The following is an 18208-nucleotide window of genomic DNA, read 5'->3' on the forward strand; positions in this document are numbered from 1 at the left end:
GCTGGCGTCTGGATGATCGCCTGCGGGTATCATCCGGCCTCCCGCGCGCACAATCGGGCGGCCCCACATATCGGTGGGGCGAAGGGGTTGCGCGTGGATTTCGCCGCGCCCTTGGCCTAGCCCGAAGGCAGTTATGGGGAGAGGATGATGGACGCGACGCACATGCCGAAAGGGCCGCTGGCCGGGATCCGCGTGGTGGACCTGACGGCGATGGTGTTTGGCCCCTATGCGACCCAGATCATGGCCGACATGGGCGCCGACGTGATCAAGATCGAGCCGCCGGCGGGCGATGCGACGCGCTATATCAATGCCGGGCCGACGCCCGCGCTGGGCGGCGTCTTCACCAACGTCAATCGCGGCAAGCGCAGCCTGGTGCTGGACCTGCGGCAGGAGGAGGACAAGGCGACGCTGCGCGCGCTGATCGCCACCGCCGACGTCTTCATCCATTCGATGCGCGGCAAGGCGATCGCCAAGCTGGGCTTCGACTATCAGGCGGTGAAGGCGATCAGGCCCGACATCATCTACACCAATTGCTATGGCTATAGCCGGCGCGGGCCGGACGGCGACAAGCCCGCCTATGACGACACGATCCAGGCGGAATGCGGCATCCCGCACCTGCAGCAGCTGATGACCGGCAAGCCCGATTTCATGGCGACGATCATCGCCGACAAGGTGGCGGGCCTCACCGGCCTCTATGCGACGATGATGGCGCTGTTCCACCGCGAGCGCACCGGCGAGGGGCAGGAGGTGGAAGTCTCCATGTTCGAGACCATGGCGTCCTTCATGCTGACCGAACATGCCAGCGGCATGCTGTTCGAGCCGCCGCTGGGGCCGGCCCATTATCACCGCGTCGTCGCCCGCAATCGCAAGCCCTATGCGACCAAGGACGGCCATGTCGCCGCGCTGGTCTATAATGACAAGCATTGGAACGCCTTCGTCGCGGCGGTGAACCCGCCTTGGGCGACCGAGGAGTTCGACACGCTGGCCAAGCGCGCGAAGCAGATCGACCGGGTCTATGGCCTGCTGGGCGGCACCTTTGCCGAGCGGACGACGCAGGAATGGCTGGAGCTGCTGGAGGCGCTGCATATCCCCGCCGCGCCGCTGCGCACCACGGACGAACTGTTCGACAATGCGCATCTGAACGCGATCGGCTTTTTCGAGACGGTCGAGACGCCGCAGGGGCCGGTGCGCTTCCCCGGCGTGCCGACCTGGTTCTCGCAGACGCCGGGCCGGGTCGCGGGCGGCGCGCCGGAACTGGGCGCGCACAGCCGGGAGGTGCTGGACGAACTGGGCGTGGCCGTCCATCGGTAGGGCGATGGGTTGGGGCGCTGCCTTGGCGCTCCCCGACCCAGCCTTTACCACTTCATCCAAGCAAGAAATCTGGGTGAGGCATGGCATGGTTGAGGCTGCTGAAATGACGCGTGCGGGCTTCCCGCTGGAAATCAGCGATCCCGAGCGCATTCCCACGGCACGCTATTATGACGCGGATTTCTATCGCCGCGAATGCGAGGAACTGTGGCCCCATGTCTGGCAGATGGCCTGCCGCGTGGAGCAGGTGCCCGAGGTCGGCGACTGGATCGAATATAGCAATCTGGGCAAGTCCGTCATCATCGTGCGGACCAAGGACGGGATCAGCGCCTATCATAATGCCTGCCGCCATCGCGGCGTGCCGCTGACCGAGGGCAGTCATGGCAATTGCAAGGGCAAGGGCTTCATCTGTCCCTTCCATGGCTGGCGCTGGAATATCGAGGGCAAGAACACCTTCGTCTATGGCCGGCATATGTTCTCCGAGCATCAGCTGGACGAACAGGATTTGGCCCTGCGTCCCTGTCGCACCGAGATCGAGATGGGCTGCGTCTTCATCAATTTCGACGATGAGGCGCCGTCGCTGCGCGAACAGCTTGGGCCGCTCGCGGTCGGGCTCGACGCCTATAATGCCGACAAGATGCGCGCCGAATGGTGTTTCGGCACGGTGCTGCCGGCCAATTGGAAGGTCGCGATGGAAGCCTTCATGGAAGGCTATCATGTCATGCGCACCCATCCGCAGCTGCAGCAGAAGGTGCCGATCCTCTATAACATGATGTACGGCATGGACACCGGCGGGATCGGCGTGCCGATCAATCCCAACCGGTCGATGAAGGAGAATATCGTCGACCAGGTCGACCATATGCAGCTGCTGAGCGAGGGCATGGCCGGCATGTGCCATGCCAAGGATGTCGCCGTCGCCCGCACGCTGATCGACGTCGAACTGCCCGAAGACCCGCAACAGGCGATCATGCACTGGTTCGGCATGGTCAATCATTGCGTGACCCAGGCCGGGCAGGCGCGCGGCGAACCCACGCCCGATCTCAACAGACTGGCGGTGGAAACCCCGGTCAAGTCGGTGGAATTCATCTTCCCCAACTATTTCCTGCTGCCCTTCCTTTCCAGCATGGCGGCCTATCGCATCCGCCCGCTCGGCCCGGAAAGCTGCATGTTCGAGCTATGGTCGCTGACCCATTTCCCCGAAGGGCAGGAGCCGCCGGTGGTGATGGAACCGGTGATGCTGCCCTATGACAGCGATCAGTTCCCGATGATCCCGCGCCAGGATTATTCCAACATCCCGCTGCAGCAGAAGGGGCTGCATGCCGAGGGCTTCGACTTCATGCGCCTGTCCAAGGTGATCGAAGGGCTGATCAGCAATTATCAGCGGATCATCGACGGCTATATCCGGCATGAACCCATGGATAAGCTGAGCGCGGCGACGCAGAAGCTGGCCGGCAATTTCGACGGGCCGGTGCTCGACCTGGGCTTCTGAGCCGGCGGGAGGCGGGGTCATGAAATTCGCCTTCGGCATGCCCCGGCTGATCGAGCTGAAGGCGACGATGCAGCCCTGGGAATTGTCGGTCACGGGCGCGGATCAGACGCGGCTGGCCAGGCTGGCCGATGATCTGGGTTACGACATGATCAGCGTGCCGGAACATTTCCTGATTCCGCGCGCCCATGTCGACCTGTCGGGGCCGCATCATTTCCATGCCTATGCGGCGATGGGCTATTATGCCGGCGCGACCAGCCGCATCCGCATCAACAGCTCGATCGCGATCCTGCCGCTGCAGCATCCCGCGATCACCGCCAAGGCGCTGTCGACGATCGACTGGCTGTCGGGCGGCCGGGCGATGGTGACCTTTGGCGCGGGCTGGCTGGAGCAGGAGTTCGACCTGCTCGGCGTCCCCTTCCACCAGCGCGGGCGGATGTGCGACGAATATCTGGCCGCGATCGTCGAGCTGTGGACCAGCGATGATCCGCAATTCGAGGGCGAGTTCGTGTCCTTCCGCGATGTCGCCTTTGCGCCCCGCCCGGTGCAGCAGCCGCATCTGCCGATCTGGATGGGTGGCGAGGCCGACGCCGTGCTCAGGCGCGCCGCGCGCCATGCCAGCGGCTGGTGGCCTTATCTAACGAAACCCGAGGATATCCCGGCGAAGATCGACTTCATCAAGTCGCAGCCCGGCTATGACGGCCGCCCGTTCGACGTGATGTACGGCTTTTCTACCAGTCGGGTGGGTGAGGGGCATGCCGTGGTCGACGACCCGCGCGCCCGGCCGGGCATGACCGCGCCGGAGATCATCGACCGGCTCGGCTGGTTCGGGACGCTGGGCGTCACCATGAGTTCGGTGCCGATCCCGGCGGTGCGCAGCATCAGCGAATATGAGGATTATGCCCGCTGGGTGATTGAGGAGATCAAGCCCAAACTGGCCTAGAGCCTGATCGTCTGAGGTGAAAGCGCGCCGCGCTTTCACCGATGGCGTGAATCAGGCTCTCTCAAGGAGTCTAACCCCAGAGGGCAGCGGCCGCCGCCAGCGCTTGGCCGCCGCGTCCACCCAGATCACCGATCAGTGCCTTGAGCCGATAGGTCCACAGGTGCAGCGGATGCTCCAGCGTCATGCCCATGGCGCCGAGGAACTGGTGGAAATCATAGACGCAGCTGCGCGCCGATTCCTGCGCGTGCAGTGCCGCCAGCGCTGCGTCCCCGGCATCGAGCGTGGCCGCCGCCTTCATCGCCAGCCAGTAGAGTCCGTTGGCGCGGACCTGCGCCTCGGCCAGGCGATGGCGCAGCGCCTGGAAGGTGGCGAGCGGGCGGCCAAACTGCTGGCGATCGGTGACATAGGTCGCGGTGCTGTCGAGCGCGGCGGCGAGCAGGCCTGTCGCCTCCGTCGCCAGCGCCACGCGCCAGCGGGTGCGGACATCGTCGGCCGACACGGCGTGATCGGTAAGATCGTCGGGCTGGGCGATCAGGCTGCCCATCGGATAGGCGTAGAGGGCTTCGGGTTCGGCCCGGACATGGTCGGGGCCGGCGATGAAGCTGCGCACCCGGTCCGGTCCGACCAGCAGCACCGTCGCGCCGGGGGCGAGGAAGCGGACCGGACGATGCGCCTTCCCCTCCTCCATCAGGCAGAGCGGGCGCGACGTCGCGTCGCCCAGCAGCGGACGGATGAGGGCGCTGGCCGCCGCCTCCACCGCCTGGGGCAGGCGCGCCAGCCGCTCGACCACCAGGGCGGCGCTGATCGCGCCGAGGTCGGGATCGAAACCGATATCGAGGAAGCCGCCTTCGGCGAGGTCACGGTCGAGCGCGTCGCTGGCCAGGGCAAAGCCGGCCTCATGCAGCGTCGCGCCGGCATAGGGCCGGGTCAGCGTGTCGATCGCGTCGAGAATCGCGATCTGGTCGTCGGTCAGGGACAGGTCCATCAGCGCGGCTCCCGCGGCAGTTTGAGCACATCGGTCGCGATGATGTTGAGCTGGATTTCCGCCGCGCCGGCGGCGATGCCCGCGACGATCCCGCGCTGATGATGCATTTTGAGATAGGGGTGGGCGTCGGCCAGTGCCTGCGGCAGATATTCGACGATGAATTCGCATACCCGCCGCTCGGCCATCACCGTGGCGAAACGGGCGGAGCTGGATTCGGCGCCGATCGCCTCGCCCCGGCAGCGGCGGTCGACGATCGCATAGCTGGCCATCCGCGCCGCTTCGCATAGGGCAGCGGCATGGGCCGCCTCGATCCGCACCGCCTCGCCGGCAAATTCGCCTTGTGCCTGGAGCAGCGCCACCGCCCGGTCGAGCGCCGCGCGGGCGAGGGCATAGCGGGGAATGCCGAGCCGCTCATTGGTGAGAGAATAGCCGATAATCTCCCAGGCCTGACCCTCCGCACCCAGCCGCGCCTCAACCGGCACGACGACATCGTCGAAGAAGACCTCATGAATGTCGCCCTCGCCGATCAGCGAGGGGATTTGCCGCACGGTGATGCCGGGCGTGTCCATCGGCACCAGCAGGATGGAAATGCCCTTCTTGCGATCGTCGCTGGTCCGGCAGACCAGGAAACAGGTGTCGGCAAGCCCCGCATAGCTGGTCCAGATTTTCTGCCCCGACACGCGATAGACATCGCCGTCGCGGGTCGCGCGGGTGCGCAGCGAGGCAAGGTCGGAGCCGGAGCCGGGTTCGGAAAAGCCCTGACACCACAGCGCGCGGCCGCCGGTGATGGCGGGCAAATACTGGGCTTTCTGCGCCTCCGATCCGTAGCGGATCAGCGTCGGTCCGACCCAGTTGACGTTCATATATTGGCCGCCGCGCGGTTCGCCCGCGATCCACATTTCCTCGGCCAATATGGTCTGGTGCCAGGGGTCGAGGCCCTGGCCGCCAATCTCCTTGCTCCAATGCGGGGTCAGCAGGCCTTCATCGGCCAGGCGCCCGCAGAAAGTGCGGGCATAGTCGGTCAGTGCCGGGGAAGCCGGGCCATGTTGCGAAAAACGCTCCCAATCCTGCGGCAGCGTCGCGGCGAGAAAGTCGCGCAACCGCTGGCGAAAGGCCTTTTCATCCTGCGTCCATTCAAAATCCATCGGTCCACGCATCCCCTGCCGAACAGGGATGCGATACTGAAGAGCGGCGCGGCGCGACAGGGCGGCGGGCAAGAGAACGCCCCGGTGATGGGCGTGGGCCGGCCCTTGCCGCGCTCCACCGGCTTGGGCAGCTTTCGGGCATGAGCGAGCGCGATTTCAAAATGGCAGCCTCCCTGGATGAGGTGCCGCTGGGCAAGACCAAAAGCGTGACCATCGACGGCCAGACCATCCTGTTGTGCAACAGCGACGGGCAAATTCATGCCATCGCCGCGCTCTGTTCCCATGCCGACGAACCGCTCGCCTGCGGTCGTATTCGCCTGGGCTGGATCGCCTGCCCGGCGCATGGTGCCCGGTTCGACCTGGAGACCGGCGCGCCGCTGACCGGCCCGGCGAGCGAACCGATCGCCACCTATCCCGTCCGCATCGTCGACGGCATGATCGAGGTGGCGATCTAGTGCCATCGCCTTGGGGATATCGCCTGCCGCCATCTTGCGGGGGGCGGCGCAATTGGGCCTAGCGTCGGGGATGAGAGGAACCGGAACGGGATGGAGGGGCAGGCTTTGACCGATGCGCTCGACGGGCTGCGGCTGGAGGTGCGCCAGTGGCTGGCCGACAATGCGCCGCACGGCTGGCGCGACCGCAGCAGCAGCGAGGCCGCCTTCCTGCAAATCCAGCGCGACTGGTTCGCCAAGCTGGTCGAGGGCGGCTATGCCGTGCCGCACTGGCCCGCCCAATGGCCCGGCGGCGGCCGCTCGCTTGCCGAACAGAAGATCCTCTACGAGGAACTGGCCCGCGCCGACACGCCGCGGCTGCTGCTGTCCTTCATGTCGACCTATCATGCCGCCTGCACCCTGTTCGAATGGGCGAGCGAGGAGCAGCAGGCTTTGCTGATCCCGCGCATCCTGGCCGGCGAAACCTGGTGCCAGGGCTTTTCCGAACCCAATGCCGGATCGGACCTTGCCAATGTCCGCACCCGCGCCGAGCGGGTCGGCGACCATTATGTCGTCAACGGGCAGAAGCTCTGGTCGACCATGGGCCAGTTCGCCGACAAATGCCTGTTGCTGGTGCGCACCAGTAATGACGGACCGAAGCAAGCCGGCCTCACCTATCTGCTGCTCGACCTCAAGGCGCCGGGCGTCACCGCGCGGCCGATCCACCAGATTCACGGCGACGAGGAATTTGCCGAGCTGTTCCTCGACAATGTCGAGATTCCCGTCAGCGACCGGTTGGGCGAAGAGGGGCAGGGCTGGGCCGTGGCGCAATCCACCCTTTCCTCCGAACGCGGCCTGACCCTGCTGGAACTGAGCGCCCGGCTGCGTGGCGCCTTGTGGCGGCTAGGCGACCTGATCCGGGCGCTGGGCCGGCAGGACGATAGCGGCATAGTCCGCGACTTCGGCCGGTTGAGCGCCAAGGTGGATGCGACCTGTGCCGTCGCCGACCAGTTCCTCGCCAACCGCATCGCCGGGATCGAGCGGGTCGGCGACGCGTCGATCGTCAAGCTGTCCTATTCGCGCACGCTGCGAGAGTTCACATCGCTCGGGATTCGGCTGGGCGGCATAGAGGCGCAATATCACAGCCCGATCACCTTTGGCGGCGGCATGGAGACCGGCAACTGGATGGCCGATTTCATGAACAGCTATGCCTGGACCATCGCCGGCGGCAGCGACGAGGTGCAACGCAACATCATCGCGGAACGGCTGGTCGGGATGCCGCGCGAACCCAAGAGCTGGACCTTGAAGGAGGGCGCGGCATGACCATGACCCGCGCGGAAGTGCAGGACGCGGCCGACAAGGCGTTCGGCCAGAGCGATCTGGCCCCGGATGCGGCGCAGAGCTGGGCGCTGATCGCCGAGATGGGCTGGCTGATGATGGGCGTGCCGGAGGATCTGGGCGGCCTGGGCCTCGGCCGCGAGGCGGCGGGCGTCATCCATCAGGGCGTGGGCAAGGCGCTGGTGCCCGGCTCCGTGCTGGCGCAGATGCTGACGATCGAGGCGCTGACGGCGGCCGATGACCTGCCCGAGCGCGACGCGCTGATCGCCGACGCCATGGCCGGCGAGGTGATGACCGCATCGCTGGCGGGCGGGCTGGATGGCGCCGACCGGCTGACCTGCGTGCCCGATGCCGATACCGCCAGCCATATTTTGCACGTCACCGACGATCGGGTGGCACTGGTGCCGGCCGAGCAGGTTGCCGTCACCTATCGCGCCGGATGGGACAAGAGCCGTCGCCTGTTCGATGTCGTCCTTGAAGGCCCCGGCCTCACGCTGGCGCAGGGCGATGCCGCCCGCGCGCTGGCGGATCGGATCGAGGCGCTGCGCCTCTTCTGTCTGGCGGGCGACAGCCTGGGCGGCGCAGAGGCGGCGCTGGCGATGACCGTCGCCTATCTCGAAACGCGGCAGCAGTTCGATCGGCCGCTGGCACTGTTCCAGGCGCTCAAGCATCGCGTCGCCGACATGCGGACCCAATTGACCGCCGCCGACGCCTTGTTCTGGAGCCGGGCACAGCAGGTCGAGATCGATATCATCGCCCTGGGCGCGCTCAAGGCGCTGGCCTGCACCGTCTATCGGCTGGTCGCGGAAGAGGCGATCCAGCTCCACGGCGGCATCGGCCTCACCATGGAACATCCCTGTCACCTGTTCCTGAAGCGCGCGATGCTCAATTGCGCGCTCGGCGGCGATGCGGATCATTGGGACGAACGGACCGGCAGGGCGGCGCTGGAGGCCGCAGCCTGAACCGGCAAAAGGGAGAGGAAGCGATGCGTCGATCGATTGCAATGGGCATGACAGCCCTGTCAGCGGTGCTGATGGCCGGCATGGGCAGCATGGCCGGGGCACAGCAGGGTAGCGCGCCGGCAAGCGCCGCCGAAGACCCGCTCTTCACCCAGCCCTATATCGACATCGACGAATGGCGCGATGCGCCGGTGCGACACCGCTATGTCCATGGCGGGTTCAAGGGCACGGAGACCCGCTTCTCCTTCTATTTCCCCGACAAGGCGCACTATCAGGGCCGCTTCTTCCAGCATATCACGCCGGTCCCGGATGACGAGAATCTGGCGCAGAAGCTGACCGATGGCGAGGAAAATTATATCGGCTTCTCGATCGCGTCGGGCGGCTATTATGTCGAGACCAATGGCGGCGGCCGCGACCAGGTGGGCATGCCGGGCAAGCCCAACGACTTCACCATCGCCGCCTATCGCGCCAATGCCGCCTCGGCCCGCTATTCGCGGGTCGTCGCGCAGCAGATGTACGGCGGCAAGCGCCCCTATGGCTATGCCTTTGGCGGCAGCGGCGGCGGCTTCCGCACGGTCGGGTCGATCGAGAATACCACCGGCGTGTGGGACGGCGTCGTCCCTTATGTGCTGGGATCGCCAATGGCGCCGCCCAACATGTTCTCCGTGCGGATGCGGGCGATGCGGGTACTCAATGACAAGTTCCCGCAGATATTGGACGCGGTGGAGCCGGGCGGATCGGGTGATCCCTATGTCGGGCTGACGCCGCAGCAGGCGTCGGTGCTGCGCGAGGTGACGGCGATGGGGTTCCCGACGCCCAGCTGGTTCGGCTGGAAGACGATGGGCATCCATGGCTTTGCCGCCCTCTATGGCGGGATGGTGATGGCCGATGCCGGCTATTTCACCGATTTCTGGACCAAGCCGGGCTATCTTGGCCATGATGATCCCAAGAGCTTCGAGGGCTATCGGCTGCAGCATGACGCGACCATCGCCGCGCCGATCAGCGCGGCGCAGGCAGCCGAACTGAAGCTCGATACCCGCATCACCGATGGCGCGGCCAATGTCGACAATGCCTTTGCCGCGCTGCAGGGCCGGGCGGCGCAGCGCATCGTCGCCTTCCGCCTGTCGAGCCCGCCGCCCAAGACCTATTTCGTCGGCGGCGACCTGATCGTCGGGTCCGGCGCGGCGCAGGGCAAGCGGCTGACGATCAACCGCATCGCTGGCGATGTCGTGATCCTGGGCGTGGTGGACGATGCCGTGGTCGACCTGCTGAAGGCCGGCGACAAGGTGCGGGTCGACAACAGCAATTTCCTCGCTGCCGAAACCTATCATTGGCATCAGGTGCCGCCGGCCGACGCCGGTTATCCGATCTGGGACCAGTTTCGCGGGGCCGACGGCAAGCCGCTCTATCCGCAGCGTCCCTTCCTGCTCGGCCCGCTTTTCACTGCGGCGACCACTGGCAAGCCGATGGGCCAGCCGCCGATGACCGGGCAGTTCCAGGGCAAGATGATTCTGGTCGAAAATCTGTGGGATCGCGAAGCCATGCCCTGGCAAGGCGACTGGTATCGCCAGCGGGTGATCGCTGCGCAGGGCGCGGGCGCCGACCAGAATTTCCGCATCTGGTTCACCGATCATGCGCTGCACGGCGACAGCAGCCATCAGGAAGACCCGACCCGCACGGTCAGCTATCTGGGCATGCTGGAACAGGCGCTGCGCGACCTGTCCGCCTGGGTGGAAAAGGGCGTCGCCCCGCCCGCCAACACTGCCTATCGCATCGATAATGGCCAGGTGATCGTGCCGGCCGATGCGGCGGTGCGCGGCGGGATCCAGCCGGTCGCCAGCGTCACCGCCAATGGCGCGGCCAAGGCGGTGGTGAAGCCGGGCACGGCCGTGACCTTCCGCGCGACCATCAGTGTGCCGCCGGGCACCGGCCGGATCGTGTCGGCGGAATGGGATTTCGACGGCAGCGGCGCCTTTGCCGAAAAGGCGAAGCTGCCCGGCGGTTCGGGCAACAGCCTGACCCTGACCACACGCCACAGCTTCGCCGCGCCCGGCACCTATTTCCCCGCGCTGCGCACCGCGTCGGAACGCAGGGGCGACGCCACCACCCCCTATGCCCGCATCCAGAATCTGGGTCGGGTGCGGGTCGTCGTCCAATAGCAGCAGAGGTGGCGCCGCATCATGTGGCGCCCCTGTCCCGTCAGTTCGACACGTCAGGGCATTGGCCCGGACGCTTTTCTTCCTTGCCGGCCTTGAACCAGCGGGTCGATTGGGCATCGACGGCCTCGTCATAATAGCAGACCTCGGCCGTGCCGCTGGCCGGATCAACCAGGGTCAGCCATTGGTGCGGGCCGCAATTATGGGTCTCGCACGACCAGGCCGCGACCTTGCCGTCAACGGTCGCGATTGGCGAGGAAGGGCCGCCATCCTCCAGCACCCATTTGCGCACCACCTTGTCCGCGACCGCCGCCTTCACCGCCGCGACCACCGCGGGATCGTCGTTCCAGCTATGGGCGCCGACCTTGTCGAAGGGATATTTGCCGACATAGGGGCTGAAGGCGTCCCCTTTGGAAGCGGCGGCATTGGTCGCGTTGGCGGCGCTGGCCATGGCGTTTTCGACCGCGTTGACCGCGTTGTCGGCGGCATTTTCCGCCGGACTGCTCTTCTCGCCGCTGCAGGCGGTCAGCGCGGCAGACACTAGGACGGGCAGGGTCAGGACGGTCCAGAGGCGGTGGCGGGTCATCGGCGGTCCTTTGCGCGAGGAGAATGCCCCCATGGTGGGGCGGGACGCGGCAGCGAGCAAGCGCGATTGCGCCACGGGCGCGGAAATTGGCGGCTGATCCGTCTGTAGGGGCGGATGATCTTCGATTGCGAAAGGCCCCCTGCCCGATGCGTTTCCCCCCTGCCCTGATCCTGCTCGCCAGCCTGGCCGCCGCACCCGCCACCGCCCAGACCGCGGCCCCCGCCGACGGCCCGTTGAAGGTGGAAAATTACTACCGCGTCAAATGGGGCGGGATGGGCCAGTTCCTGACCGCCTATCACAAGCAGCATGAGGCCTTGCTGCGCGAGATGATGCGGCAGGGCTATATCAGCGAAGTCACGGTCGAGATGCCCTTCACCCATATGGGCGGCAGCACGCGGTGGGACGTGCGCACCACCATCGTCTACAAGCATGGCGCCGACGGCGTGGGCGCGGGCGAAGCATATAAGGCGGCGATGGCGGCGGCCAAGGCGCGGATGTTCCCCGACAAGGCGGCGTTCGATGCCGAGGAGGCCAAGCGCATGGCGGTGACGGAAGATCATTGGGACGTGGTGCTGGAACCCGCGCCATAAGGATCGGCAGGCCATTTGGGGGCATCGCTGCGGCGGACCGTGAAGCTGTCGCGATTCATGGGTCAAATGCCCCCTTTTCCTTTGCCCGAAGCCACGCCATGTTGGAGCCGAGTAAAGTGCATCGCGGGAGGCAGGCAAACGCATGTTCGGCGCATTGTGGAAACGAATCTTCGGCAAGACCAACGCCCCCGAGCAAGAAGCAGCCCCTCCCCCCTATGATCCGCTCGCGGCGCTGCGCGACCAGGTGTGGCGCGATGTCGCCGGGGGATTTCATGATGATGACGCGATCCTGACCGCCGCCCACGACACGTTTGTCGAGGAACTGCCCGGCCCGACCCTGCGCCGCGAGGCATCGGCCGCGCTGCGTCAGGCGCTGGCCGAGCATAATGCCGCCGAAAAGGCCTGGCCCGACATGACCGATTGCGACCGGCTGGACGCGGCCTTTGCCGCGCTGGAGGCCGAGGGCGTGATCGCGCGGCAGAATTTCACCTGCTGCGGCAGTTGCGGGGCGATCGAGATCTGGGACGAGATCGAGGAAGCGATCGGCGAAGGGCGCCCGGCCGAGGGCTATGCCTTTTTCCACATGCAGGACACCGAGGCGGCGGTGGAGGGCGAGGCGCTCTACCTCAATTACGGTGCCTGCGCGGCGGGCGAGGCGGCGGCGCTCGACATCGGCCGGCGGATCGCGGCCCAGCTCGACGCCCATGATCTGGCGGTCGATTGGGACGGCAGCTGGAGCATGCGCATCCAGGTGGTCCTCGACTGGAAGAAGCGCCGCACCCTGCGCATGCTGGAAGCCTGAACCGGCAGCGCCTGCTGCGCGCCGACCGTCACCATATCGCGATGCTCGGATGGAAGCCGCCCTCCTGCCCGCTATGGGTGGCATGTATGTTGATGCGCGTCGGCACGAAGCTGGTGCCGCGATATTCGGGTATGATCTCCAGCCGGTCGACCAGCCCCTCACGGGTGAAGCGCTGTAGCGTGCCGGTAATCTGGTCGAGCGCGGCGCCCGCTTCGGGTGGGACATAGCTGATATTCGCCTTGCGCCTCGGCCCGCCCAGACGGATCGGGAAGAGATAGATGCGCACCAACCCCCCGGACGCCACCAGCGCCTCCGCCTGTTCGCGCGTGGTGACATGGGCAAAATCGGGTTTGGCGGATGCCGTGCCCGATACGCCGACGACGATCGCGGCGAGCAGCAGCGGCAAGAGCGACGTAAGACGAAGAACCATGGACTTCCTCCCCTGAGGACGAATCATGTTCGTTATTTGTTCTCATATTTTCGGCGATCCTGCAAGGCGGCACGGACGAAGGGCGCAGGGTCACGCCCGAAGTTCACAGCGTTATCGACCTTTTCGGGACTTTTGCACCGCTTTTGCACCGGCCGCGCGTCACCCACGCGCCTGCTCTGCATCAGAACGCGCAACCGGGGCGACGCATAATGCGCCCATGACGCCCCGGTGACGCGACAGCTTTGCACCTGTTCTGCACCGATATGCCTCAGCGCCGCGTCGACGCCTGTGGGCGAAGCTGGGTGGCGATCGGGGCGGCCATCGCCTGGGCATGGAGCGCCAGCGCGTTGCTCCAGTCCCGGTCGAAGGCGGTGCCGGCGAGGCGACGGCGCAGGCGATGCGCGCTGGAGGGCGACATCCCGACCATGCGCGCGGCCTGCGCCACACTGCCGTTCTGGTAGAGGGCGGTCAGGAAGGTCCGCTGCCGGGCCGGGGTCCAGCGGGCGGGGGTGAAGAGCGCCGGCGCGGGCTGCGCGGGCGGGCGAGCGGGGATGTGCTGTGTCATTCCCCAGGGTAGATCAGAGGATCGCCGTGTAGGACAGGGGATATTGGTGCCGGGGTGTCAGGGGGCGAGATGGTGGCGAAACCAGTCGGCCAGTTCTTCTTCCGACAGGGTGCCGGCGGCCAGTTCCATGAACGCCACGACCAGTTCGGCGTCGGTCGCGGTCAGGCCATGGCCGTTCAGCAGCAGGAAGGTTTCGCTGACCACCGCCGCAATCCGCGTGTTACCGTCGACAAAGGGATGGTTACGCGCCAGCCCATAGGCGTACGCAGCCGCCAGGGCAGCGGCATCCGGTTCACCATAATGGGCAAGTTGCTGGGGCCGCGCCATCGCGCTTTCGAACAGGCCGCGATCGCGCAACGCATTGCCGCCCCCGCCATGTTCGGCAATCTGCTCGGCATGAGCGGCTTCCGCCACGGCGGGTGTGATCCACACCCAATCCGGCCGGGCCATTATTTCGCCAGTTCGCGCAGCGCCCGCTTGCGCCGCGCCATGACTTCGCGCGCGGCGGCCATCTGCGCCTCGAAATCCGGCTCGGCCGCAGACAATTCGATGCCGCGCGGCGTGAGGACAACCGAAAGACTGTCGCCCGCCGCCGCCTGGAGATGCGCCAGCAATTCCTTGGGCAGGATCACGCCGGCGCTGTTGCCGATCTTCGTGATCTTGAGGGGAGCATTCATACGGGAGTTATAACATGCTGTTGGGGCGGCAACAAACTCCTGCGGTAGCGGTTGGCCTGCCGGGTCAGCAGTAAGGGCCATGTGCGGGCACTGGAAGTGGCGCAGTGCCGGCATCATTGTTGAAGAATGAGCTCACAGCCCATCATGGGCCCATCATCATGGATTAAAATAAGACATATTTCTAAATCGAAGAGCCGATTTTCCCATGATATCAATTTCATCAGTCCTATCAGACAAGGCGCATACGATCGCGCACTTCAGCCGATATTCTGAAAAAATGCGCCCTATTCCTTTATGGATATGCGCAGCCCAATGAAGACGAAAGCCATCCTCAAAAAACTGGATATATTTTTCCGGCGTTCTTTGAAAATGAAAGCTGGCATTGCGTAACAGTCGCAGAGAATCCCGGTGATCATGCACGTCCGCCAAAATTTCAAGGCAATATGGAATCAACTCTGGGATGTCGGACGGGCGCCGAGCCAACTCATCAAGTAGCGGCAAATTTTCCATGCCTTCTATCGTCACGTAAAGGCCACTGAGCCAATATGTCATCGAATATCGGCGTTCAAAGATCGCCGATCGATTCAGGCCGGTTGTGGATTTTGCTCGTTTATCAAGCTTCTGAAATCGCTCGAACATAAAATCGGCCGGATCGAAATAGTGCGAACGCAACCTCATAATCGGATCGGCATCGCGATGCGGCAAGATGGGATGGCCATTCCCTTTCACGCCAGTCGGCATGCCGTTGTTCATGAAGAACGCGACAATCCTGCAAAAGGAGCAGGCGCGCCCCTAAGTAACCCTTCCGTGCTCAAATCCTCATCAATGGCTGGCCAGTGGATACCGTAACCCGCCCCCGCGACTTCCCACAGCGCGCGTTCGGAGGGTGTCGCGCTGGCAAGGCGAGGATACCAAGCGAGGGGAACGGAGATGGTGCGCCCGTCCATCAGGTCGACGATCAGACTGTCGTCGTCACAACGAACATCGGCGACGCGCTCATCGGTGATCCTAGCCGAAATATTCATGCCATGCCTCCAGCAGGCGATCCCGATGGGTCGCCACTAAAGCGAGTATGCCATTGATCTCGGAGCGACGGAAGCCGCTGGTCTTCGCCATGGCTACCGGGTCCAGCCAGACCTTCATGGATGCGCCGCCCCTGTCGACATGAACATGGGGCGGTTCATTGGGTTCGTGGCTGTAGAAATAGAAGCGATAGCCATCGAGGCGCAAGATGGTCGGCATCGGTCACGGTTCCCCATAGGATGCCGAACCATCTATAATGAAGCGGTGAGCGGATCACCCGGTAAAATCGAGAAAGTTACCGGGTGCCAAAGCCTCAATCATGCTCCCTGCCACCGGCGCCCATATAGAGTTCGCTGCCGGTTTCCTTGAAGAGCTTGCTCATCTCTTCCATGCCTTTCAAGGCCGCGGCCTTGCTGGCTTCCGCCACTTCCGCGCCGGTCAGGCCAGCCGCCAGGAAGCCGTCGGCGGGCTGGTTCTTCTTGGCGGCGAAATCCCTCACTTCCTGCGTGATCTTCATCGAGCAGAATTTGGGGCCGCACATGGAGCAGAAATGGGCGCTCTTGGCGCCTTCGGCCGGCAGGGTCTGGTCATGATATTGTTCGGCCGTATCGGGGTCCAGGGACAGGTTGAACTGGTCGCGCCAGCGGAATTCGAAGCGGGCGCGGCTGAGCGCGTCATCGCGGACCTTGGCGGCCGGGTGGCCCTTTGCCAGGTCGGCGGCGTGGGCGGCGAGCTTGTAGGTGACGACGCCGACCTTCACATCGTCGCGGTCGGGCAGGCCCAGATGCTCCTTGGGGGTGACGTAGCAGAGCATCGCCGTGCCATACCAGCCGATCTGTGCCGCGCCGATGCCTGACGTGATATGGTCATAGCCCGGCGCGATGTCAGTGGTGAGCGGCCCCAAGGTGTAGAAGGGCGCTTCGCCGCAGACCTGGAGCTGCTTTTCCATATTCTCCTTGATCTTGTGCATGGGCACATGGCCCGGCCCTTCGATCATCACCTGCACATCCTGCTTCCAGGCGCGGTGGGTCAGTTCGCCCAGCGTGTAGAGTTCGGAGAATTGCGCTTCGTCATTGGCGTCGGCAATCGAGCCGGGGCGCAGGCCGTCGCCGAGCGAATAGGCGATGTCATAGGCCTTCATGATCTCCGTGATCTCGTCGAAATGATCGTAGAGGAAGCTCTCCTTGTGGTGCGCGAGGCACCATTTCGCCATGATCGATCCGCCGCGCGAGACGATGCCGGTGACGCGCCTGGCCGCCATCGGGATATAGGCCAGGCGCACGCCGGCATGGATGGTGAAATAGTCGACGCCCTGTTCGGCCTGTTCGATCAGGGTATCGCGGAAGATATCCCAGGTCAGATCCTCGGCGATGCCGCCGACCTTTTCGAGCGCCTGATAGATGGGGACGGTGCCGATCGGCACGGGCGAGTTGCGGATGATCCATTCGCGCGTGTCGTGGATGTTGCGGCCGGTCGACAGGTCCATCACCGTGTCGGCGCCCCAGCGGATCGACCAGACCAGCTTGTCGACTTCGGAGGCGACGTCGGAGGCGACCGCCGAGTTGCCGATATTGGCGTTGATCTTCACCAGGAAATTGCGGCCGATCGCCATCGGCTCGGATTCCGGGTGGTTGATGTTGGACGGGATGATGGCGCGGCCACGGGCGACTTCATCGCGCACGAATTCCGGCGTCACATAATCGGGGATCGACGCGCCCCAGCTTTCGCCGTCGCGGACATATTCGGCGAGGCGGGCACGGCCCAGATTTTCGCGCTCGGCGACATATTCCATTTCCGGGGTGATGATGCCGCGACGGGCATAATGCATCTGGGAGACGTTGGCGCCGGGCTTGGCGCGCAGGGGGCGCTTCACCACGTTCGGGAAGGGCTGGACGCCGCCGCTGCGGTCCGGCCCTTTCAGGCCATTATCCTCCGGCTTGATCTCGCGTGCGTCATATTCCTCGACATCGCCGCGCTCGCGGATCCAGTCGCGGCGCAGTTGCTGGAGGCCCGCCATGATATCGATATGCGCGTCCGGATCGGTATAGGGGCCGGAGGTATCATAGACGCGGACCGGCGGCTCGCCGCTGCCCGGTTCCAGATGAATTTCGCGCATGGCGACCTTGCGCGGGCCGACCTGGATCTTCTTCGAGCCGCGAATGGGCCCGGTGGTAACGCGCATTTCGGTGCGGGCGGGGACGTCTGCCATAACTTCTCTCTCCTTCAGGCGGAAAGAGAGTGCGGGCGGTGTCACGGGACGAGTGGCACGACGCGCTTCCCTCCCTACGCCAGTGTCAACTGGATCAGGTTCAGCGGGTCGCGGCCACAAAGCCGCCTCTCAACCGTCTGCGGACGGTCCCCCGGGGATATGGGCATTGGATAGCGCAAGCGCGGCGGCAGGGGAAGCCCTTCGCGAGCCGATCGCCTTGCGCCGGGGCGATGGAGACCATAATTGGAAGAAGATCCAGCAAGAGGCCGATCGTGCAGAACAGCGCCCCACCCCATCCCGATTCCGAGAAGGCCCGGCGCAAAGCGTTGCGGCACGAGATGCGGATGGTGGCGGTGCGGCCGCGGCGCTGGGGGCTGTGGCTGCTGACGCTCGGCGCGCTGCTGCTGATCCTGCCGTCGGCCTTTGGCGTTCACAGCCTGATGGGCTGGTCGCCGATGCTGCTGGGGCTGGTCGCCTGTGCCGCGTCGCTGCCCTTGCTGGTGGCGGGCGCGGTGTTGCGACGGCGTTACCTGCGGGGACAGCTCGCGCGGGATTGAGGACAACAAAGGGGGGGC

21 protein-coding genes and 1 riboswitch are annotated in these 18208 nt (G+C 65.2%); of the genes, 10 read left to right on the forward strand and 11 right to left on the reverse strand.

Features of this window, described 5'->3' with window-relative positions; translation table 11 throughout:
• Window positions 1-147: 147 nt before the first annotated feature.
• The 3 genes from JQK15_RS07745 to JQK15_RS07755 all read left to right on the forward strand — a co-directional run bounded on the left by JQK15_RS07745 (window position 148) and on the right by JQK15_RS07755 (window position 3737).
• A complete protein-coding gene (locus JQK15_RS07745) occupies window positions 148-1311 on the forward strand; it encodes a CaiB/BaiF CoA transferase family protein (RefSeq protein ID WP_214865121.1) in 1164 nt (387 codons plus the stop codon).
• 103 nt (window positions 1312-1414) lie between these two features.
• The gene (locus JQK15_RS07750; RefSeq protein WP_214864684.1) at window positions 1415-2797 is read left to right on the forward strand and encodes an aromatic ring-hydroxylating oxygenase subunit alpha; all 1383 of its coding nucleotides are present in this window, start codon (window positions 1415-1417) and stop codon (window positions 2795-2797) included.
• 19 nt (window positions 2798-2816) lie between these two features.
• Complete coding sequence (locus JQK15_RS07755; RefSeq protein WP_214864686.1) at window positions 2817-3737, forward strand: TIGR03619 family F420-dependent LLM class oxidoreductase; 921 nt, start codon at window positions 2817-2819, stop codon at window positions 3735-3737.
• 70 nt (window positions 3738-3807) lie between these two features.
• Here JQK15_RS07755 and JQK15_RS07760 read toward each other — a convergent pair whose 3' ends face one another.
• Window positions 3808-4722 carry an acyl-CoA dehydrogenase family protein gene (locus tag JQK15_RS07760; RefSeq protein WP_214864688.1) on the reverse strand — a complete coding sequence of 305 codons (915 nt, stop codon included), beginning with the start codon at window positions 4720-4722 and terminating at the stop codon, window positions 3808-3810.
• Window positions 4722-5867, reverse strand: coding sequence for an acyl-CoA dehydrogenase family protein (locus JQK15_RS07765; RefSeq protein WP_214864690.1), 1146 nt, complete (start codon window positions 5865-5867; stop codon window positions 4722-4724). The genes JQK15_RS07760 and JQK15_RS07765 overlap by 1 nt, the downstream gene beginning before the upstream one ends.
• A gap of 140 nt (window positions 5868-6007) precedes the next feature.
• Between JQK15_RS07765 and JQK15_RS07770 the strand changes: the two genes are divergently transcribed.
• From JQK15_RS07770 to JQK15_RS07785, 4 genes are all read left to right on the forward strand, one after another.
• The gene (locus JQK15_RS07770) at window positions 6008-6322 is read left to right on the forward strand and encodes a Rieske (2Fe-2S) protein (protein ID WP_051886917.1); all 315 of its coding nucleotides are present in this window, start codon (window positions 6008-6010) and stop codon (window positions 6320-6322) included.
• Window positions 6323-6412: 90 nt separating this feature from the next.
• The gene (locus JQK15_RS07775; RefSeq protein ID WP_214864692.1) at window positions 6413-7621 is read left to right on the forward strand and encodes an acyl-CoA dehydrogenase family protein; all 1209 of its coding nucleotides are present in this window, start codon (window positions 6413-6415) and stop codon (window positions 7619-7621) included.
• Entirely contained in the window at window positions 7618-8598 is a 981-nt protein-coding gene (locus tag JQK15_RS07780) for an acyl-CoA dehydrogenase family protein (protein ID WP_214864694.1), read from the forward strand. The genes JQK15_RS07775 and JQK15_RS07780 overlap by 4 nt, the downstream gene beginning before the upstream one ends.
• A gap of 23 nt (window positions 8599-8621) precedes the next feature.
• The gene (locus tag JQK15_RS07785; RefSeq protein WP_214864696.1) at window positions 8622-10754 is read left to right on the forward strand and encodes a PKD domain-containing protein; all 2133 of its coding nucleotides are present in this window, start codon (window positions 8622-8624) and stop codon (window positions 10752-10754) included.
• Window positions 10755-10794: 40 nt separating this feature from the next.
• On the opposite strand, the gene JQK15_RS07790 is transcribed toward JQK15_RS07785, so the two are convergent.
• Window positions 10795-11337: an Ivy family c-type lysozyme inhibitor gene (locus JQK15_RS07790; RefSeq protein WP_214864698.1), complete on the reverse strand. Its 543-nt coding sequence runs from the start codon at window positions 11335-11337 to the stop codon at window positions 10795-10797.
• A 146-nt stretch (window positions 11338-11483) separates the two neighbouring features.
• Here JQK15_RS07790 and JQK15_RS07795 point away from each other — a divergent pair, with 146 nt between their 5' ends.
• Window positions 11484-11927 (forward strand): hypothetical protein, encoded by a 444-nt coding sequence (locus JQK15_RS07795; protein ID WP_161733700.1) that lies wholly within the window; start codon window positions 11484-11486, stop codon window positions 11925-11927.
• A 142-nt stretch (window positions 11928-12069) separates the two neighbouring features.
• Window positions 12070-12729 carry a DUF6891 domain-containing protein gene (locus JQK15_RS07800; RefSeq protein WP_214864700.1) on the forward strand — a complete coding sequence of 220 codons (660 nt, stop codon included), beginning with the start codon at window positions 12070-12072 and terminating at the stop codon, window positions 12727-12729.
• Between the two features lie 28 nt (window positions 12730-12757).
• On the opposite strand, the gene JQK15_RS07805 is transcribed toward JQK15_RS07800, so the two are convergent.
• The 8 genes from JQK15_RS07805 to thiC all read right to left on the reverse strand — a co-directional run bounded on the left by JQK15_RS07805 (window position 12758) and on the right by thiC (window position 17633).
• Window positions 12758-13159 carry a hypothetical protein gene (locus JQK15_RS07805; protein ID WP_214864702.1) on the reverse strand — a complete coding sequence of 134 codons (402 nt, stop codon included), beginning with the start codon at window positions 13157-13159 and terminating at the stop codon, window positions 12758-12760.
• A gap of 268 nt (window positions 13160-13427) precedes the next feature.
• On the reverse strand, window positions 13428-13724 hold the full coding sequence (locus tag JQK15_RS07810; protein WP_214864704.1) for a LysR family transcriptional regulator: 297 nt from the start codon (window positions 13722-13724) through the stop codon (window positions 13428-13430).
• Between the two features lie 57 nt (window positions 13725-13781).
• The gene (locus tag JQK15_RS07815) at window positions 13782-14174 is read right to left on the reverse strand and encodes a type II toxin-antitoxin system death-on-curing family toxin (RefSeq protein ID WP_214864706.1); all 393 of its coding nucleotides are present in this window, start codon (window positions 14172-14174) and stop codon (window positions 13782-13784) included.
• Window positions 14174-14401: an AbrB/MazE/SpoVT family DNA-binding domain-containing protein gene (locus JQK15_RS07820; RefSeq protein WP_017500002.1), complete on the reverse strand. Its 228-nt coding sequence runs from the start codon at window positions 14399-14401 to the stop codon at window positions 14174-14176. The genes JQK15_RS07815 and JQK15_RS07820 overlap by 1 nt, the downstream gene beginning before the upstream one ends.
• A 156-nt stretch (window positions 14402-14557) precedes the next feature.
• On the reverse strand, window positions 14558-15154 hold the full coding sequence (locus tag JQK15_RS07825) for a hypothetical protein (protein WP_214864708.1): 597 nt from the start codon (window positions 15152-15154) through the stop codon (window positions 14558-14560).
• On the reverse strand, window positions 15151-15426 hold the full coding sequence (locus tag JQK15_RS07830) for a DUF2442 domain-containing protein (RefSeq protein ID WP_214864710.1): 276 nt from the start codon (window positions 15424-15426) through the stop codon (window positions 15151-15153). The genes JQK15_RS07825 and JQK15_RS07830 overlap by 4 nt, the downstream gene beginning before the upstream one ends.
• Complete coding sequence (locus JQK15_RS07835; protein WP_097385050.1) at window positions 15410-15643, reverse strand: DUF4160 domain-containing protein; 234 nt, start codon at window positions 15641-15643, stop codon at window positions 15410-15412. The genes JQK15_RS07830 and JQK15_RS07835 overlap by 17 nt, the downstream gene beginning before the upstream one ends.
• A 94-nt stretch (window positions 15644-15737) precedes the next feature.
• Window positions 15738-17633 (reverse strand): phosphomethylpyrimidine synthase ThiC, encoded by a 1896-nt coding sequence (gene thiC, locus JQK15_RS07840; protein WP_214864712.1) that lies wholly within the window; start codon window positions 17631-17633, stop codon window positions 15738-15740.
• A 54-nt stretch (window positions 17634-17687) separates the two neighbouring features.
• Window positions 17688-17797, reverse strand: a riboswitch (TPP riboswitch).
• Between the two features lie 108 nt (window positions 17798-17905).
• Between thiC and JQK15_RS07845 the strand changes: the two genes are divergently transcribed.
• Window positions 17906-18190: a hypothetical protein gene (locus tag JQK15_RS07845; protein WP_353047190.1), complete on the forward strand. Its 285-nt coding sequence runs from the start codon at window positions 17906-17908 to the stop codon at window positions 18188-18190.
• Window positions 18191-18208 lie beyond the last annotated feature (18 nt).

Origin of the sequence: Sphingobium sp. BHU LFT2 (assembly GCF_018604485.1) — a bacterium.
GTDB classification, from domain to species: domain Bacteria; phylum Pseudomonadota; class Alphaproteobacteria; order Sphingomonadales; family Sphingomonadaceae; genus Sphingobium; species Sphingobium yanoikuyae_A.

What these genes read in the sequence shown, in the direction of transcription:
- JQK15_RS07810 (WP_214864704.1), bottom strand. Translation starts at nt 13,724, where the DNA reads ATGACACAGCACATCCCCGCTCGCCCGCCCGCGCAGCCCGCGCCGGCG.
- JQK15_RS07775 (WP_214864692.1), top strand. Translation starts at nt 6,413, where the DNA reads ATGGAGGGGCAGGCTTTGACCGATGCGCTCGACGGGCTGCGGCTGGAG.
- JQK15_RS07820 (WP_017500002.1), bottom strand. Translation starts at nt 14,401, where the DNA reads ATGAATGCTCCCCTCAAGATCACGAAGATCGGCAACAGCGCCGGCGTG.
- JQK15_RS07805 (WP_214864702.1), bottom strand. Translation starts at nt 13,159, where the DNA reads ATGGTTCTTCGTCTTACGTCGCTCTTGCCGCTGCTGCTCGCCGCGATC.
- JQK15_RS07755 (WP_214864686.1), top strand. Translation starts at nt 2,817, where the DNA reads ATGAAATTCGCCTTCGGCATGCCCCGGCTGATCGAGCTGAAGGCGACG.
- thiC (WP_214864712.1), bottom strand. Translation starts at nt 17,633, where the DNA reads ATGGCAGACGTCCCCGCCCGCACCGAAATGCGCGTTACCACCGGGCCC.
- JQK15_RS07785 (WP_214864696.1), top strand. Translation starts at nt 8,622, where the DNA reads ATGCGTCGATCGATTGCAATGGGCATGACAGCCCTGTCAGCGGTGCTG.
- JQK15_RS07765 (WP_214864690.1), bottom strand. Translation starts at nt 5,867, where the DNA reads ATGGATTTTGAATGGACGCAGGATGAAAAGGCCTTTCGCCAGCGGTTG.
- JQK15_RS07780 (WP_214864694.1), top strand. Translation starts at nt 7,618, where the DNA reads ATGACCATGACCCGCGCGGAAGTGCAGGACGCGGCCGACAAGGCGTTC.
- JQK15_RS07795 (WP_161733700.1), top strand. Translation starts at nt 11,484, where the DNA reads ATGCGTTTCCCCCCTGCCCTGATCCTGCTCGCCAGCCTGGCCGCCGCA.
- JQK15_RS07760 (WP_214864688.1), bottom strand. Translation starts at nt 4,722, where the DNA reads ATGGACCTGTCCCTGACCGACGACCAGATCGCGATTCTCGACGCGATC.
- JQK15_RS07745 (WP_214865121.1), top strand. Translation starts at nt 148, where the DNA reads ATGGACGCGACGCACATGCCGAAAGGGCCGCTGGCCGGGATCCGCGTG.
- JQK15_RS07815 (WP_214864706.1), bottom strand. Translation starts at nt 14,174, where the DNA reads ATGGCCCGGCCGGATTGGGTGTGGATCACACCCGCCGTGGCGGAAGCC.
- JQK15_RS07770 (WP_051886917.1), top strand. Translation starts at nt 6,008, where the DNA reads ATGAGCGAGCGCGATTTCAAAATGGCAGCCTCCCTGGATGAGGTGCCG.
- JQK15_RS07830 (WP_214864710.1), bottom strand. Translation starts at nt 15,426, where the DNA reads ATGAATATTTCGGCTAGGATCACCGATGAGCGCGTCGCCGATGTTCGT.
- JQK15_RS07790 (WP_214864698.1), bottom strand. Translation starts at nt 11,337, where the DNA reads ATGACCCGCCACCGCCTCTGGACCGTCCTGACCCTGCCCGTCCTAGTG.
- JQK15_RS07800 (WP_214864700.1), top strand. Translation starts at nt 12,070, where the DNA reads ATGTTCGGCGCATTGTGGAAACGAATCTTCGGCAAGACCAACGCCCCC.
- JQK15_RS07825 (WP_214864708.1), bottom strand. Translation starts at nt 15,154, where the DNA reads ATGAACAACGGCATGCCGACTGGCGTGAAAGGGAATGGCCATCCCATC.
- JQK15_RS07750 (WP_214864684.1), top strand. Translation starts at nt 1,415, where the DNA reads ATGACGCGTGCGGGCTTCCCGCTGGAAATCAGCGATCCCGAGCGCATT.
- JQK15_RS07835 (WP_097385050.1), bottom strand. Translation starts at nt 15,643, where the DNA reads ATGCCGACCATCTTGCGCCTCGATGGCTATCGCTTCTATTTCTACAGC.